This window comes from Sporosarcina sp. Y838 (assembly GCF_056786515.1).
Genome location: NZ_JBXCJD010000005.1, coordinates 195,243 through 212,121, shown reverse-complemented (window position 1 = coordinate 212,121; position 16,879 = coordinate 195,243). Strand labels below are relative to the sequence as shown.

General features: G+C 39.9%; 15 protein-coding genes and 1 other annotated feature. Of the genes, 9 read left to right on the top strand and 6 right to left on the bottom strand.

The annotated features are described in order from the left end of the window. Positions 1-142 precede the first annotated feature (142 nt). The 3 genes from AC1TO4_RS09295 (at position 143) to brnQ (ending at position 6,093) form a co-directional block, all read left to right on the top strand. Positions 143-1,303, top strand: a complete 1,161-nt coding sequence (locus tag AC1TO4_RS09295) for an exonuclease SbcCD subunit D (RefSeq protein ID WP_482105081.1) — start codon at positions 143-145, stop codon at positions 1,301-1,303. Further along, entirely contained in the window at positions 1,300-4,377 is a 3,078-nt protein-coding gene (locus AC1TO4_RS09290) for an AAA family ATPase (RefSeq protein WP_482105080.1), read from the top strand. The genes AC1TO4_RS09295 and AC1TO4_RS09290 overlap by 4 nt, the downstream gene beginning before the upstream one ends. A 360-nt stretch (positions 4,378-4,737) precedes the next feature. Then, positions 4,738-6,093: a branched-chain amino acid transport system II carrier protein gene (gene brnQ, locus AC1TO4_RS09285; RefSeq protein ID WP_482105079.1), complete on the top strand. Its 1,356-nt coding sequence runs from the start codon at positions 4,738-4,740 to the stop codon at positions 6,091-6,093. 368 nt (positions 6,094-6,461) lie between these two features. Here brnQ and AC1TO4_RS09280 read toward each other — a convergent pair whose 3' ends face one another. From AC1TO4_RS09280 to AC1TO4_RS09265, 4 genes are all read right to left on the bottom strand, one after another. Beyond that, positions 6,462-7,103 carry an ISL3 family transposase gene (locus AC1TO4_RS09280; protein WP_482099855.1) on the bottom strand — a complete coding sequence of 214 codons (642 nt, stop codon included), beginning with the start codon at positions 7,101-7,103 and terminating at the stop codon, positions 6,462-6,464. Between the two features lie 357 nt (positions 7,104-7,460). Next, positions 7,461-8,123: a GntR family transcriptional regulator gene (locus AC1TO4_RS09275; protein ID WP_482099854.1), complete on the bottom strand. Its 663-nt coding sequence runs from the start codon at positions 8,121-8,123 to the stop codon at positions 7,461-7,463. A 93-nt stretch (positions 8,124-8,216) separates the two neighbouring features. Further along, positions 8,217-8,789, bottom strand: coding sequence for a VanZ family protein (locus AC1TO4_RS09270; protein ID WP_482105078.1), 573 nt, complete (start codon positions 8,787-8,789; stop codon positions 8,217-8,219). A gap of 15 nt (positions 8,790-8,804) precedes the next feature. Continuing rightward, positions 8,805-9,323 carry a GNAT family N-acetyltransferase gene (locus AC1TO4_RS09265; RefSeq protein ID WP_482105077.1) on the bottom strand — a complete coding sequence of 173 codons (519 nt, stop codon included), beginning with the start codon at positions 9,321-9,323 and terminating at the stop codon, positions 8,805-8,807. A gap of 126 nt (positions 9,324-9,449) precedes the next feature. Here AC1TO4_RS09265 and AC1TO4_RS09260 point away from each other — a divergent pair, with 126 nt between their 5' ends. From AC1TO4_RS09260 to AC1TO4_RS09245, 4 genes are all read left to right on the top strand, one after another. Beyond that, entirely contained in the window at positions 9,450-10,046 is a 597-nt protein-coding gene (locus AC1TO4_RS09260; RefSeq protein ID WP_482105076.1) for a 3D domain-containing protein, read from the top strand. A gap of 245 nt (positions 10,047-10,291) precedes the next feature. Beyond that, the gene (locus AC1TO4_RS09255) at positions 10,292-10,966 is read left to right on the top strand and encodes a 3D domain-containing protein (RefSeq protein ID WP_482105075.1); all 675 of its coding nucleotides are present in this window, start codon (positions 10,292-10,294) and stop codon (positions 10,964-10,966) included. A 190-nt stretch (positions 10,967-11,156) separates the two neighbouring features. Beyond that, positions 11,157-11,612: a helix-turn-helix transcriptional regulator gene (locus tag AC1TO4_RS09250; protein ID WP_482099849.1), complete on the top strand. Its 456-nt coding sequence runs from the start codon at positions 11,157-11,159 to the stop codon at positions 11,610-11,612. 414 nt (positions 11,613-12,026) lie between these two features. Then, positions 12,027-12,758, top strand: coding sequence for an SDR family NAD(P)-dependent oxidoreductase (locus tag AC1TO4_RS09245; RefSeq protein ID WP_482105074.1), 732 nt, complete (start codon positions 12,027-12,029; stop codon positions 12,756-12,758). Positions 12,759-13,204: 446 nt separating this feature from the next. Here the strand turns inward: AC1TO4_RS09245 and mnmM are convergent, their stop codons facing one another. Together mnmM and mnmL are read right to left on the bottom strand one after the other, a co-directional pair. Beyond that, on the bottom strand, positions 13,205-13,792 hold the full coding sequence (gene mnmM, locus AC1TO4_RS09240) for a tRNA 5-(aminomethyl)-2-thiouridylate-methyltransferase MnmM (protein WP_482105073.1): 588 nt from the start codon (positions 13,790-13,792) through the stop codon (positions 13,205-13,207). Next, complete coding sequence (gene mnmL / locus AC1TO4_RS09235) at positions 13,789-14,748, bottom strand: tRNA modification radical SAM protein MnmL/YtqA (protein ID WP_482105072.1); 960 nt, start codon at positions 14,746-14,748, stop codon at positions 13,789-13,791. The genes mnmM and mnmL overlap by 4 nt, the downstream gene beginning before the upstream one ends. Before the next feature lie 337 nt (positions 14,749-15,085). Between mnmL and AC1TO4_RS09230 the strand changes: the two genes are divergently transcribed. Together AC1TO4_RS09230 and AC1TO4_RS09225 are read left to right on the top strand one after the other, a co-directional pair. Next, positions 15,086-15,775 carry a CoA transferase subunit A gene (locus AC1TO4_RS09230; protein ID WP_482105071.1) on the top strand — a complete coding sequence of 230 codons (690 nt, stop codon included), beginning with the start codon at positions 15,086-15,088 and terminating at the stop codon, positions 15,773-15,775. 16 nt (positions 15,776-15,791) lie between these two features. Continuing rightward, the gene (locus tag AC1TO4_RS09225; RefSeq protein WP_482105070.1) at positions 15,792-16,451 is read left to right on the top strand and encodes a 3-oxoacid CoA-transferase subunit B; all 660 of its coding nucleotides are present in this window, start codon (positions 15,792-15,794) and stop codon (positions 16,449-16,451) included. Positions 16,452-16,493: 42 nt separating this feature from the next. Continuing rightward, positions 16,494-16,720 (top strand) — a binding site (T-box leader). Positions 16,721-16,879: the final 159 nt, after the last annotated feature.

Here is a 16,879-nt window from a genome sequence, read left to right as displayed (position 1 = left end):
AAATTGGATTCATCTCTAATATAAGCATAGAAAAATTGGGAGGTCAACCTTAATTTTGGAATTGAAAAAAGGAATGCATGTTTCATTTTTCTCGGTTTGTCCTGTAAAGTAGTAGAAAAGATCATTGAAAGGGGAAATGACAGTGAAGTTTTTCCATACTGCAGACTGGCATTTAGGTAAGCTTGTTCAAGGCATTTACATGACAGACGGACAACGGTATGTTCTTGACCAATTTATAGAGGCAATCATAGAGGAGAAGCCCGATGCGGTCGTCATCGCAGGGGATTTGTATGACCGGGCAGTACCGCCAACAGAAGCCATTGCGTTGCTCGATGAAGTGCTCGAACGAATCACCATAGAACTAGGGACGCCGGTCCTCGCTATTAGCGGTAACCATGATAGTCCTGGGCGTCTCCATTTTGGCAGCGGATTGATGCGAGCAAACGGTTATCATATAGCCGGTCAACTGACGAAAGTTATTGAGCCGGTCGTTTTGACGGATGAATTCGGCGAAGTCCATTTTCACCTGGTTCCATTTGCAGATCCTTCCGTCGTGAAACATATACATGGAGATGAAACGATTGCGAATCATAATGACGCGATGAAAAAAGTGATAGAAGGGATTCGCTCCCAGATGTCAAATAGTGCGCGACACGTTTTTGTTGGACATGCGTTTGTAACACCTCATGGAGAAAGCGAAGACAACACAAGTGATTCGGAACGGCCACTCGCGATTGGCGGTGCGGAATACGTATCGGCACATCTTTTTGAACCGTTCCATTACACGGCACTTGGTCATTTGCATCAGGCGCATTATGTATTGAATGAGTCAGTCCGTTTTGCAGGTTCGCCGATGAAATATTCGATTTCAGAAGAACATCATAAAAAAGGTTTTTTCATTGTCGATATGGACGCTGATGGACACACCATTATTGAAAAACGTGAGTTGAAACCGGAACATGATATGCGGACGGTCGAAGGTACGATGGAAGATATCTTATTGCATCCTATAAGTGAGGATTATGTTTTCGTGAAATTGCTGGATGAAACGCCGGTTTTATTTCCAATGGAAAAAGTTCGTTCGGTCTATCCGAATGCGATGCATGTTGAGCGTAAAATGGTCAAGCTGACTGCGAATAGAGTGGACGAACAACAGAGGACGGAACATGGTAAACACGATGATTTAACATTATTTAAAGCATTTTACGAAGAAATGAAAGGCGAGGCGGCAGATGCGGAAACGGAAGAATTGTTTGCGCAAGTTCTCCATGAAGTTATGCAGAAGGAGGGGACGGGACTTTGAGACCTATTCAATTGACGATGACAGCGTTCGGTCCGTATAAAGGGACGGAAACAGTCGATTTTAGGGAATTGAAAGACAATCGGCTATTCGTCATTTCAGGTGCGACCGGGGCTGGGAAAACGACGATATTCGATGGAATTTGTTTTGCATTGTACGGCCAGGCGAGTGGAGAAGACCGGACGGATATCCGGGCGATGCGAAGCGACTTTGCTGACGATACAGTCCAGACAGCCGTCGAGCTGACATTTGAGATACATAACAAGAAGTACCGTATCATGCGTCAAATCCCTTATCTGAAAAAAGGAAACAAGTCCGAAACGGCTGCGCGCAGCGAGTTTTATGAACTTACGGTAAACGGGGAAGTACCGCTGGTCGATAGGCAAATCGTTTCTGAAATCAACAAAAAGGCGGAAGAACTGATTGGTTTCACACAGGCGCAATTCAGTCAGATTGTTATGTTGCCTCAAGGAGAGTTCCGGAAATTTCTGACATCTGATACAGAAAACAAAGAAACAATTATGCGTAAAATATTCAAGACGGATCAGTACCGTGAAATTGTGGAGCAGTTGAAAGGGCAGAAAGACGGTGCACAGGCGACGCTTACCAAAGAAATGCAATTAAGCGAAGGGCATATTGGTCAAATAACATCCTTACTGCCGGAACGGGAATCCTCAGTTTTTACTGTCTTGGCAAATGAATATTATAACGTGAACCAAGTCGTACTAGGATTGGAAGAGGAACTCACATTTTATCAAGAAAATACAGTTATCGTTAAAAAAAGCTATGATGACGCATATTTGAAGCATACAAAAATGCAAGAAATGTATCACGCTGCGAAAAGCATGAATGAACGCTTCGTTGAACTGCAGCAAAAAGAGTCGAATTTAAATGGGTTAATAGAACAATTGCCAATTATGGAGCGTAAAGAGCACCAGATAGTCAATGCGGAACGGGCTGTTTCCATTGGTGAAATCGAGATGCAGTTTCTCTCATTGAAAGCGGAAGCTGTAACCAAATCAAATGAATTTAAGATAGCCAAGCAAGCAGTGCAGGTTGCAGCAGAAAAGATGGAAGATGCTAAACACCAATTTCATGTTGAAGAAGGAAGAAAAGTGCAACGTGAAAAACTGGCTGAAAACTTGACTCGATTAAATGACTATCTTCCGGCAGTTGCAAGTTTAGCGGCTAAAGAAGAGGCTTTAGATGTACTGAAAAAAGAAAACATTCGTTTAGAAAAAGAGCTCGCTGCATTGGTTGGGAAAACAGAAGAAGAAAATGTTAAGCTTGACAGTTTGAAACTAGAAATCGATAACTTTGAAAAAAGGCTTGTTATGTATGATGAACGTATTGATCAACTAAATGAAGTGAATGAAAAATGTAAAGTGCTGGATGAATTCATCGCCATGCAAAATCGGGTGAATGTATTGGAAAAAGAAAAGAGCGTCCAAGAAACGAATTATAAGACGTGTAAATCGGAATATGATGCAGTGGAACAACTGTGGTTGGATAACCAGGCAGCGATGTTGGCAGAGTCACTTATAGACGGGGAATCGTGCCCGGTGTGTGGAAGCGAACATCATCCCGTCAAATCGCATAAAACAATTGAAGTGGTCGTATCAAGGGAACAGCTTGAGTCGGAAAAAGCTCGGTTAACAGAAGTCGAGGGGCAATTCCGAAATACGACAATCACCTATCAAAATGCAGTCGAACAGAGAAATGGCATAGAATTGGAAATGAAACGGCTTACAATAGAAGTAGATGAAAATAATCTGCATGAGTCCAGAGTAAATTTAGAAAGAGAAGTAGCTGTTCTTCGTAATGAAAGGAAACTACTGGTTGAACTAAAAGAGAAAGCAAAAAAGCAAGAAATAATTGCCACGCGATTCGTGACAACTAAATCTGAGATGGCACTTACATTGTTTCAACAGCAATCTTCTTACAATACTCAATTAGCCGTTTTGCAATCGACAGTACAGACAATCCCGGAAGACGTCCGCATCCATTCTCTTTTACAGCAGCGAATTCTCGAAACAGAAAAGAGTAAATCGGAGTTGGACCGTGCTTGGGAAACGGTGCAGAAAGTACGTGAAGAAGCAATACAACAACTGACAACGGCAAAATCCTCTGAAATTCATGCAGTAAAATCTTTAGAGGAAATAGAAGAGAAGAGAAACCATGCCGAAAATAGATTCAAAGAAGTATTACAGAAATCGGCGTTTCCGACTGAACAGGCTTATCGTGAGTCAAAAATGACTGAAGCAGACCGTAATTCATTGAAGGAACAAGTTGTGGAGTTTAAACAGCGGCTTCATACTTTGCGCGAAACTGTAGCTGAGTTACGATTGATGCTCGAAGGAAAAGAAATGACGGATCTAGCTACCCTGGAAATAAAAGTGACTGAATTAAAAAATGGTTATGAATCAGCCCTTACTGATTACAATGCATCATCGGAATATGAAAAGATTGCATTTGGTTTGAAAGCGAAACTTGTGGAATCGTCTGCAAAAGTGATTGAACTTGAGCGGATATACGGAAAAATTACTGACCTTTACGATGTTGTTAGAGGACAGAACGGATTGAAGCTATCATTCGAACGCTATATTCAAATTGAATACTTGGAACGAATCATTCAATCTGCGAATGAACGGTTGAAAGAAATGTCGAATGGCCAATTTGCCTTAATCAGAAGTGATAGGCAGGAAGTGAGAGGCAGGCAAAGTGGGCTAGGTCTTGACGTTTACGATGCTTATACAGGGCAAACGCGGGATGTGAAGACACTGTCAGGCGGTGAAAAGTTCAATGCATCTCTCTGCTTGGCATTAGGTATGGCGGATGTCATTCAAAGCTTCCAAGGATCGGTTTCAATCGATACGATGTTCATTGATGAAGGATTCGGTTCACTTGATGAAGAGTCACTGAACAAAGCGATTGATACGCTAATTGACCTGCAAAAGTCAGGGCGCATGATTGGTGTCATTTCTCACGTTGAAGAACTGAAAGCGGCATTCCCTGCGATTCTTGAAGTGAAAAAGTCGAAAGAAGGGCATAGTCAAGCAGAGTTTTTGATTAAGTAACCCATTGAGTAGCTTAGGTGAAGTTAACTTTCTACGGAATCAGGATTGTAATTAATGCTTCGGACGAAATCGTTATTTGTCAGGGCGTTGCGCATTTTCGAGATTGCTACATGAGTTAATTTAGATCTCGGACTAAAGTTGAATAAGGGTTCCAGAAAAGGGTAGACTGATGACGTTCTTAAGGATAAAAGGGAATATTTAGAGTTGTAAAAAGATACCTGTTGCTGTTATGAGCTACAACAGGTATCTTTAATTAACTTAAAGTGATATATTGCATTTAGGAAGAAATAAGCGTATTATTATTTTAGCAATATATTGCATACATAAAATGGACGCTAACATCGAGGGGGAACTAGAATTATGCAAAAGCAGTTATCATTTTCATCGTATCTTGCCATCGGCTTGATGCTATTCGCACTATTTTTCGGAGCAGGGAACCTTATTTTCCCAGCACAGCTTGGACAATACGCTGGAACGAACATGTGGCCGGCTGTAATCGGGTTTTTGATTACTGGCGTTGGGCTTCCATTTCTCGGTATCCTAGCGATGGGCTTCTCAGGAAGCCAAAATCTACAACAACTAGCAAGTCGGATTCATCCAGTTTATGCAATTATTTTCACATCACTTCTCTATTTAACAATTGGTCCGCTCTTCGCAGCTCCACGTACTGGTGCAGTTGCATTTGATATCGGAATCGCTCCATTTATTAGCGAGGATTATATTCAGATTGGTTCAATCATCTTTACTTTGTTATTCTTCGGTCTAACATTATGGTTATCATTAAATCCCGCGAAAATTGTTGATCGGGTTGGTAAAATCCTTTCACCAGCACTCATCGTTCTGCTGATGGCTTTGTTGGCCATGGTTATTATAAAACCAATGGGTGTAATTCAGCCCCCGCAAGGCGATTATACAAGTGGCGCATTAGTAAAGGGAGTAATGGAAGGCTATAACACTATGGACGCACTCGCTTCACTCGTCTTCGGAATCATCGTCATTAACGCAATCCGTGCGATGGGTGTGACAAGTAAGCGTGATATTTTACTAGCTACAGCCAAAACAGGAGCGATTGCGACAGCGTTTCTTGGTCTTATCTATGTAGGGATTGCTTACTTAGGGGCGACAAGCACGGAATTATTTGGTCTGCTAGACACAGGTGGCCCAGTCTTGAGTGGCGCATCTTCTCATTACTTAGGGACATTTGGATTAGTTATGCTCGCTGTTGTAATCATTCTCGCATGTTTGACCACGAGTATCGGATTGATCACAGCATGTGGTGAATATTTCAATACAATTCTACCGAAAATCAGCTACAAAGCATTCGTAATTTTCTTCTCAACATTCTGTTTTGTTATTGCGAATTTTGGATTGGCAAATATCATTACTTATTCAATTCCAGTTTTGATGTTTTTGTATCCGCTCGCGGTTGTATTAATGATCCTTACGTTCTTATCACCATTATTCAACCATTCACGTATGGTTTATGTATCAGCTACGGTCGTAGCATTTATGATTAGTGTAATTGATGGATTCAAAACACTTTGTACTTCACTGGAAATAGATTATTTTGGTTGGTTAGCGCCAATTGTATCATTTTATGAACAAGTGCTTCCTTTCTATAGTCAAGGACTTGGCTGGTTACTACCGGTTTTCATAGTCATATTAATAACTGGAATAATTGCACGCATACAGAAAAAAACGATAACAGAAGCATAATAAAAAGTCGGTCCTCATTGAGGGCCGGCTTTTTACATGGTTCTTTGTCAAATGACGTTGGCGAAGAATAGTAGCCAACCATAATTTGGTTATTGTAGGGCTATCCAAGAAGTCAGTAAAGCTGATTTTTTAGGATAGTCCTTTTTCATATAGGCCTCCATGTATCCCGTTGTTTTCCGTTCCAGATGGACGCTTTCCGCGGGCACGGCTTCAGCCTCCTCGTCGCGAAAAGCACGCTCCTGTGGGGTCTTCAGCTCGTGCTGTTCCCGCTGGAGTCGCCATCTTGCACTCCAAACAACTACTATTGCACTTGTATAGGACACGAAAATAGACAAATGAATTTCAAACCTATAAAACCCACATAAATGTTATGCAGCTTCAAAATGGGATTGTCCTTGTTTTTGCTGTTTAACCGATGGTTTTAACTTAAAGTGTAATAGGATTCGTTTTCTGTAGTTCTGGAAGTTTCTATATCCATAGGCGACACGATTCAATACTTTAATCTTATTGTTATTCCCCTCAATTCTTCCGTTATTATAGGGGTAAATAAAACTATTTTCTATAAACGGAAGATGTTTTCTCAACGTATTTAAATTCGTTCTCATATAATTTGAAATAAAAGGTGAAACAGGTGTTGTCAAACAAGACGATAGTGCCGGGAAGTTCTTATTTGACATGAATTCCATTATCTCTTGATAAAGTTCATAGTTCTCTTTTAGTGCAGGATCATAATCCAACATCTCGTCTACAATACTTTGTCCTGTACGTTGTCCAAACAATGAGTAATACTTATATTCTACGCTGGATAATTGTGTCCCGTTTTTATAGAATGTAAAGTCGGTATTTTTCACACCGCATTTCACGCAATGTGTGGGAGTATAGGTTAACTTCCCGGAAATGTATTTACACCTTTTTCCTTTATAGGTTCCTTCTTTTACACAATTTTCGTCAACATTAATGTTTTCGTCTTGAATATCAAGCAAAGATTTAATACTATTAGAATATGACAAGTGAATTCCCTCCTGGATGATGGTTTTAGTCGACTTTTATTCTACAGGGAATCTCACTTGTCTTCTATTTATATTGAACTTATGACTCCTACACTTTCTAGCTTATTGGAGTGCAGAGCGGCGACTCCTGCGGGAACAGCGCGAGCCGAAGACCCCACAGGAGCGCGATCTTCGCGACGAGGAGGCTGAGGCCGTGCCCGCGGAAAGCGTCCGCTCGGAACGGAAATCAGCGGGTTGCAGGATTACTTTGTCCCATATATTTATAAAAAATGACGTTAGTGAAGATCCTCCTCATCTCCTTTAAAAGGGATGGGGGTTTTCTTTCACCAACGTCATTTATTGTACAACCTTTTACATTTATTCGGATTTTATAGAATGAAATTCCTCGATTGCACGTAACCAATTTCCACGCATAATAGAGGAAACTGCCAAAGCATCTCGTTCTTTCATTGAATTGATGATTAAATCATGCTCATCAATCGACTTTTCAGTCAAAATAATCGAGTTATGGAAGAATAATCGTCTGACGTGTGCTTGAAGTGATGCTACCATTGTTGTGATGTATGAATTATTCGCTACATCAACGATGATCTGGTGGAACTCTTCGTCGATTTTCAATGCTGCAAAATAATCTTCCGTATAGACTGCACGAGCGAATCTTCTATTCGTGCTATCAAGTAAGTTAATCGTCTCTTCTGTTAGCTGGGGAATTGCCAATTCAGCGGATAATGCTTGTAACGCGGCAAGCGGTGGTAAAAGGTCTGTGATGGAGTCTTTTTCCACTTCTGTCACTTGCGTTGCTTTACCAGGGTACATCTTCACAAATCCCTGTACTTCAAGCAGTTGCAGGGATTCCCGGATAGGTGTCCTGCTTACGCCCAAAGCCTGAGCGAGTTCTGTATCATTCAGCTTTTCACCTGGATGTAAAGTACCATCAATAATCCATTGCTGTAATTGGTTAAATGCATTTTCTTTCGCTGAAACTCGAAGCGGCATTGCATGATTTGTCGGTACCGGCATTGTGAATCACCATCCTGTATTTGTCGTCGCTTCTCTAGTATACAATAAATTGAAGCTGGTTGGAAGATATGCAATATATTACGTTCGATATTTTTATTTTTTATAAAGACGGACAAATGCAGGGGAATATTTTCTAACAATACGGTAGGCACTGTAACCAAGTATGCTACCTACTGTATTCAACCATAAATCATCGATATCACTGCTTCGAGCCTGAAATAATTGAGTTGTCTCTATAAAAAGAGAGAGAAGGAAACCGACAAGTGCAACTTTCCAAAATTGGTTGAACCTGATCCATAATAATGGAACCATAAAGCCGATTGGCACAAAGATACATATATTACCCAAAAAATTAATGATGAACGGCTGCCAAAAGTTTAATTCTGTAATGGCATAATAATTATCCTGGAAAACTCTGAAAGGTATTAGATTTAAATTTGAAAAAGTACGTGTAACAACTGGTCCTGTGTAGAGAAAGGTTAGGATTGTTTGAGATAATACCGCAGTCATGAATAAAAGAAAGACAACGACACCGGTTTCGTGGAACCCATTAATTTTCTCGGAACCATGGAATTTATTGTAAACAATCCGAAAAAACAGTATGAAGGGCAAAGCAATTAGTAAATAAGGAATCATTTCCAAGATATATCCTATTATAGTTGTCATCGCATTCACCTAACTTTATTTTATGTATCGCTTATACTTCAATGATATATCTTGATCTTCTACGGATGTACCATATGCAAGCTCTTCGTATTGAAAGATGAATCCGCGTGCCTCATAAAAAGGGATGCCGTAATCGTTTCCTTTTGCGACAGAAACCCACTGCTCGCTTGCCCCATATGAATGCTTTTGTATTTTAGTGGCAAAATCCAGTAGACGTGTACCAATTCCCATTCCACGCATTTCAGGATCCAAATAAAAGACATATATTTCGCCAGAATTACTATTCGTCATACCGCCAGCGATTGCTCCGACAATCTTCCCGTTCATTTCAGCTATAAAGTAACCGTGCCACTCATTACTAATTGAGACGATTTCCTGTTCAATACGTTGCACGTTGTAATATTGTTTAATCAATTTTTTAATATAATCTTTGGAATATAGCCTATCATATGTGAACCAGTGACTTTTCACGAGTAGTTCAGTAACAGCTTTGGTGTCATTTCTTGTCGCATTACGAATAGATATTTTTTTCATTACATACCTCTCTTTGTTTGTAATATGTGTCCTGTTTTTGTAACGCTAAAGGTAGCTAAATGTAATGTTCTTGTAATAAACGATTGTTAGTATTAATTATAGACTAAATAGCAGGGAGTAGAAAAATTGAGAAAACTTCTATTGACACTCGTTCTTACGATGGCATTGCTAGTCAGCGGTGCTCAAGAAAGCATGGCAGCATCTTCAAATTACACAGTGAAGAAAGGCGATTCGTTATATAAAATTGCCAAGGTTCATAATGTATCTGTTTCTAAGTTGAAATCATGGAATAACCTCAAGTCAAACACAATACACCCGAATATGAAACTGAAAGTCATTTCCGCAGGGAAAGTAGTTAAGAAGAAAGCTACACCCAAAAAAGCAGTCAAATCCACTAAAAAAACACCATCTCGGTCAGACTCCGATAATGTAGTTAAAGAATTCACGGTTTCAGCAAGTGCTTTTACTGCGAGTTGTAATGGATGTTCGGGGATTACAAAAACAGGTATTAACCTGAAAAGTAATCCACACTTGAAAGTAATTGCTGTCGATCCGAAAGTCATTAAACTCGGAACAAAAGTATATGTAGAAGGTTACGGTTACGCAGTCGCCGGCGATACAGGAAGCGCCATCAAAGGAAATAAAATCGATGTGTTCTATCCGACAAAAAGCGAAGCGTTTAAATGGGGCCGAAAAAACGTGAAAATAAAAATACTTAAATAACAAAAGGCCATTATTCCAATTGGGATAATGGCTTTTTTGTGAGTTGCTAAGTTACGTAGTATCGCACCTTGATTAACTACAATAAGAGAAATGTTGATTCTGGTTATAAACCGCTTCGATTCTAGAGAAATAATTTAATGGGCTTTTTTGGTTATTTGTAATGAAAAAGATAACTCGTTGTAACGTTCTTGTAATACAAGGTGGGGAAGCTGACACCTTAGAATACAAAACAAGGAGACGAGTAAATGAAAAACTATCTTTTGGCACAAGTATTGACAATCGCTTTATTGGTTGGTGGAGCACAGGCGGTTTATGCATCATCTCAAACAGATATAGTTAGAATCGGAGATACGCTATACCAAACACCCAAAATGTTAAATGAAACAAAGAAGGAGTCTACATCAATTTCAAACTATACAGTTAAAAAGGGAGACACGCTTTTCAATATTTCTAGAATGCATAATACAACAGTCGCAAATATTAAATCAAGTAATAATTTACAGTCGAATATAATATCTCCAAATCAAGAAATAATTATTGATTCAAATGCGAAGGCAAGTGGGGAATCAACCGCAGCTGCAGAAAAGCCTACTTCAAAGATTGTATCGCGTTCAGCTGCCACTAATGTCGTCAAAGAGTTCACCGTAACAGCAACTGCTTATACAGCTTATTGTAGCGGTTGTTCCGGTATAACGAAAACAGGTATTAACTTAAGAGAAAATTCAAATCTGAAGGTGATTGCAGTTGATCCGAATGTTATAGAGCTCGGTACAAAAGTTTTTGTCGAAGGATATGGATATGCAATCGCAGGTGATATTGGCAGTGCCATCAAAGGGAATAAAATCGATGTCTTCATTCCTACAAAGAGCGAAGCATTTAAATGGGGACGCAAAACCGTTAAATTATCTATTATCGAATAAGTGTATTTTTACGTCAAAAACATAATTTGAACGTGTAAATATGATAAGGGCTAGTATATAAACTGTACCTCCAATTGAGTTACAGTTTATATAGATAGCCCTATTTTTGTTTGCATATATTTGCTATATAATAAATTCGGGTGTAAAATTACACCAATTGGTGTAATTAGTAACCTAGGAGGTGGAAATGATGAATAAAGGGCAGGTAATAGAAATTATTTCAATAAAAATGAGACTAATTCGGTTGGAAAAAAGTTATTCACAAGAGAAAATGGCAGACATTATAGGTATTTCAAAAAAGACACTTATTCAAATCGAAAAAGGAAGAACGTTAGCGGGTTGGACAACTGTAATTACGGTTTGTGCATTATTCAGGGACAGTGAAATTTTGCGGTCTGTTTTAGGGGATGAACCACTAGAAATCATTGAAACACTTGCACATAACGGAATAGATAGGCCAAGAGATAAATCCATGGGGGGCAGAATTTGGTGGAATGAAATTGATTGTAAAGGGAATTTTCGATTGCAACAAAATGTGATCAGCAAACATTATAGAATTTTAGATAACAATAATTATCGTTGGTTTAGTTCGTTTGAAGAGCATGAAGCTATCATGCGTTTAAGCGAGTTGTCGATTGGGGAGTGAATGGATAGTTATAAGGGGTTTCATGAAAATACTATGGTTGATTGTTTCATTAATACCGGTATCTTTCCTATTTCACTACTATGAATATGGGCAGCATATTAAGCGAGAGGAAGCAAGATTTCTATTTGTTGGTTCTATATTATTCATTCTAGTAACAGGTTTATTATCGAGAAATATAAAATTAAGGTATGTTTTCTTAGTCAATATTGTTACTGGAATAGGATCGTTATTGTTGGCTTCAAATTTCATTGATGACGGTGGTTGGTTTAAACCCGTTGGCAGAGATGGGGCAGTTATAATTAGTTCGTTCGTATTTCTGATAGGACAGCTGTTAGTAAGATTGATTTCTCGAAATTTCTTAAAATGATTAACATGGAATTTTTGTTGAGTATGTATACAGAAAGGGTGGAATGAATGAATATGTATATTGTTACAGGTGCGTCAAAAGGGATTGGCTATGAACTTATAAAACAATTAAGTGCTAAGGGACATTATGTTATTGGAATTGCACGCACTGTAAGGGAACTGGATGGGGTAAAGTTTGTCGAAGCAGATCTTACTGAAACAGATATGCTAGAAACTCTTATGGATGAAATTTTATTTACCGCTCCGGAGAAAATTACTTCATTCACACTTGTTAATAATGCCGGAACGGTTGACCCCATAGGGTTGATTGGGACAGTGAATGCAGAAGAAATGACAAGTGCTTTAGCGCTCAATTTGACAGCTCCTATGATTCTTTCAAATGCATTCATTAAGAAATTAAAAGATTGTGAAGGATTGAAGCGAATTGTGAATATATCTTCCGGAGCGGGCCGCAATGCTTATGAAGGCTGGGGGACATATTGCACAACGAAAGCTGGACTTGATCAATTTTCGCGCGTGATCACACTAGAACAGGAAAGTGCGGCGTTTCCCGTGGGAATTGTATCTATCGCGCCGGGCATTATTGATACCGATATGCAGGAGACTATTCGGGGAAGTAAGGAAGAGGCATTTCCACTCCTTGGGCGTTTTATAGACTACAAAGAAAAAGGCTTGTTAAGCAGTGCAGCACAAACAGCCACGAGTCTGATAAAGTTTATGGAGAATGTAGACCTGAAAACGATAGATCCGATTGCCGATTTGCGGGATTATGAAAAGTGAATAGTTGAACTTAATATGACGCGTATTGAATAGCCATTAACTAGCATAAAAAATGGCGAGAAGGGATTGTAAATCGCCATTTTCATGGGACTATTTCCGGCTCGCTTTCGGCGAAATAATTACGACACTATTACCGAGGAGCAAATGTGGCTAGAAGTGACTCCATCACGTCTAGCCACACTGTGCGCCCATGCTGGGCGCACGTAAATAGGGATGCGACGAAGTCACATCCCTACTTTTCAAGACTTCTCGATAATGGTTTAGAAGTTGTTCAATTCAAAGCGAACCAAAAGCAATTCTACACGTAGTGCCCAGTATTTGATCAAGTTATTTTATGGTTAATCAACAGCCGTGACTCAAGATACAATATTTCCAGCTATTCCATATCTAATTAAAGATAATAAAAGGTTGCAACTGATTTAATAACAATCAGAGCAACCTTTTATTTATTCCACTTGTTTAACTATTTTAAAGTCTTTCATTTTTTCCATAGCAATCAAAAATGGAGGGTTATTTCGTTGATTGATCATCTGGTAACGAATTACGTGTACGTCTGCCTGGTGCAAACTTGTTACATAATCTAAAAGTGCGTCCCGTTCTTCAGCGCCGCCTTCATGTCCATCATAGACAGAAATCGCAATTATACCGCCTTTTTTTAACAATCCAAGCATCTTGTGGATAGCTTGAATTGTGGATTCTGATTGTGTAACAATCGATAGATCTTGACTATGTGGCAAATAGCCGAGGTTGAAGACCGCACAACCAATTTGCCCATCGACGTACTTTTCAACGTTCGCATGACTATCCAATATGAGTGAGACCCGTTCTTTTAAGTCGCCTAAATGTTCAGCAGTTGAATCGAGTGCGGATTGCTGTATATCGAAAGCAAAGACGCGGCCAGTTTCACCGACATGTTCTGCTAGGAAAAGCGTATCATTCCCGTTCCCAGCCGTTGCGTCGATAACGGTTTCTCCTACATGAACTGTATCTTTGAATAATTGTCTTGCAAAAGGGAGAATCCGATGCAACTTCAAATCAATTCGACCGCCCTTTTGTAATGTTTCCCTTGCCAGCTATCACGACGTTCGAGTTCTTTGTCAATGCCGTTTAATACTTCCCATTTTGTGACACTCCACATCGGTCCTATCATCAATTCAATCGGACCATCGCCTGTAATACGGTGAACAATCATTTCAGGAGGGAGGATTTCAAGTTGATCAGCTACAAGATCAATGTACTCCTGCTTTTCTAGAAATTCAAGCTGACCTTTTTCGTATTGCTTTACCATTGGTGTCCCTTTTAATAAATGCAAAAGATGAATTTTTATACCCTGGACGTCAAGTTTTGCAACTTCACGTGCAGTTCCCATCATCATATCGTAATCTTCAAGTGGTAAACCATTAATGATATGGGTACATACCCTGATGCCATGTTTACGCAGTTTCTCGACACCTTCTACGTATGATTTGAAATCATGAGCTCGATTGACAAGATTTGCGGTCTTTTCATGGACGGTTTGAAGTCCTAGTTCAACCCACAAATAAGTACGTTCATTCAGTTCTGCCAAATACTCCACAACATCATCGGGCAAGCAATCTGGACGCGTCGCGATTGACAATGCGACAACACCTTCTTGCGCCAATGCTGCTTCAAACTTCTCTTTTAACTTAGGGAGTGGAGCGTGTGTATTTGTATACGCCTGAAAATAAGCCATGTATTTGCCGTCTTTCCATTTCTTATGCATTCTTTCACTAATCTCTGCAAATTGGACCTCGATTGGGTCAACACGATCTCCGGCAAAATCACCAGAACCTGCAACGCTGCAAAATGTACAGCCACCGAAAGCGACCGTACCATCTCGGTTGGGGCAATCAAAACCTGCATCAAGTGCAACTTTCATCACTTTAAATCCGAATTCATCCTTTAAGTGTCGTGACCATGTATGATATCGTTTCCCTTCAGTAGGGAATGGTAAGTTCAATTTATCCACTTCATTCACTCCTCTAACAGTTGATTATATCATGGTTTTACATTGTAGTAACATTTGAATTATGGAACATAAGGTGTTTGTCTTGTCGGAATATAAAGAAAGTCATTAGCTTCAGTTGCTTTGAGTGTGAACAGAGGCGGTCTGTTTATCTAGAAAGTATGGCATCTCATTATTGGGATGTTTATTAACGTCATCGAAAATTCACTTTTATTAAATTTAGAAATGATTAATACCATTTTGATTAAATGCTTTCATTGCAAGATCTTCTATAGAATGATTTAATTGAAGGGATAGATAATTGTGACTTAATTAGCAATATTTAAAAGGGGGATGTAAAATGAAACCGATTTATAAGTCAGCAAAAGATGCTGTTGCACAGGTAGAGGATGGCGCAACATTAATGGTTGGTGGATTTGGGCTCGTAGGGATTCCTGAACAGCTCATTTTAGCACTAGTTGAAAAAGGCGTAAAAGACCTTACTGTCATTTCAAATAACTGTGGAGTCGATGAATGGGGACTTGGACTTCTACTAAAGAATAAACAGATTAAGAAAATGATTGGCTCATATGTGGGAGAAAATAAAGAATTTGAACGACAAGTGCTTTCCGGTGAAATTGAAGTCGAGTTAACGCCCCAAGGAACGTTAGCCGAAAAAATCCGTGCAGGCGGAGCTGGTATTCCGGCATTTTTCACGCCGGCCGGTGTTGGTACATTGGTAGCTGAAGGAAAAGAAGTTCGGATTTACGATGGCAAAGAATATGTCCTAGAAGAAGCGTTGCGCGCAGACTTTTCACTTGTCCGTGCAGCAACAGCCGATCAATTTGGTAATCTGATTTACAGTAAAACAGCACAAAACTTTAATCCGATGATGGCGGCAGCAGGGAAGTTCACGATTGCTGAAGTAGAGGAAATCGTTGAAACGGGAGATTTAGATCCTGCAGCAATTCATACACCGAGTATCTATGTGCAAGGACTTCTACAAGCTAAACAGGAAAAACGAATTGAGCGTCTGACGACTCGCGAATGAAAGGGGAATGTGTGATATGGGAGAAGTGAATGTAAGGGAAAGAATTGCTAGACGGGCTGAAAAGGAAATCGAAGATGGGAACTATGTCAATCTTGGAATAGGTATGCCAACGCTTGTCGCAAACTATATTTCGCCGGATAAAACAGTCGTGCTTCAATCAGAAAATGGACTACTAGGTATCGGACCTTATCCGAGCTCCGATGAAGTCGATCCGGACCTGATTAACGCAGGAAAAGAGACGGTCACATCAATTCCAGGTTCTGCATACTTTAACAGTGCAGAATCGTTTGCGATGATTCGCGGAGGACATGTCGATGTTGCCATTCTAGGTGCCATGGAGGTTTCCGAAAATGGAGACCTCGCCAACTGGATGATTCCTGGTAAAATGATTAAAGGAATGGGAGGCGCGATGGATCTCGTTCATGGCGCTCGCAAAATAATCGTTATAATGGACCACGTTGCAAAGGATGGATCAGCAAAAATTAAAAAAGAGTGCTCGCTACCGTTAACAGGTAAAGCAGTCGTTCATAAAATAATTACAGAGCGTGCTTTAATAAATGTGACTCCTGAAGGACTTGAATTGAAAGAAGTGTTTGAGGGTTTTACAATTCAAGAAGTTATCGATTCGACGGAAGCTGAATTAATTGTAAAAGACGTTATTGAAGGCGTGAAATGAAGGTTGTTAAAGTGCCACAATTCGGGTAAACTAGAAGCAATAGCTTTGGCGTAGATGAGGAATAGTAATCTTTGCTGTCGATTTTAGAGAGCAGGCGGTTGGTGAAAGCCTGTATGACGGAGATGAACTCGCCTCGGAGCCTGCATTGGTGAACTACTAAACAGTAAATCAGTAACCCGTGCCGTTGTCCGCGTTAAGGAATCAAGTTGGGCGGTTTTTCCGTCAATTTGGGTGGCACCGCGGGAATCTATAGTACTCTCGTCCCTTATCTTTTTAAGGGACGGGAGTTTTTTATTTTCATCCAGCCGGTGTTCATGCACCGGCTGAATGAAAATAAAGCCTCCGGCGGATGTCACAGATTTTGAAGGGAGTTAAGAGGGCAGTCTAATTTCGCGACGTCCTGTCGCAACGACTGCATGACCTACAAG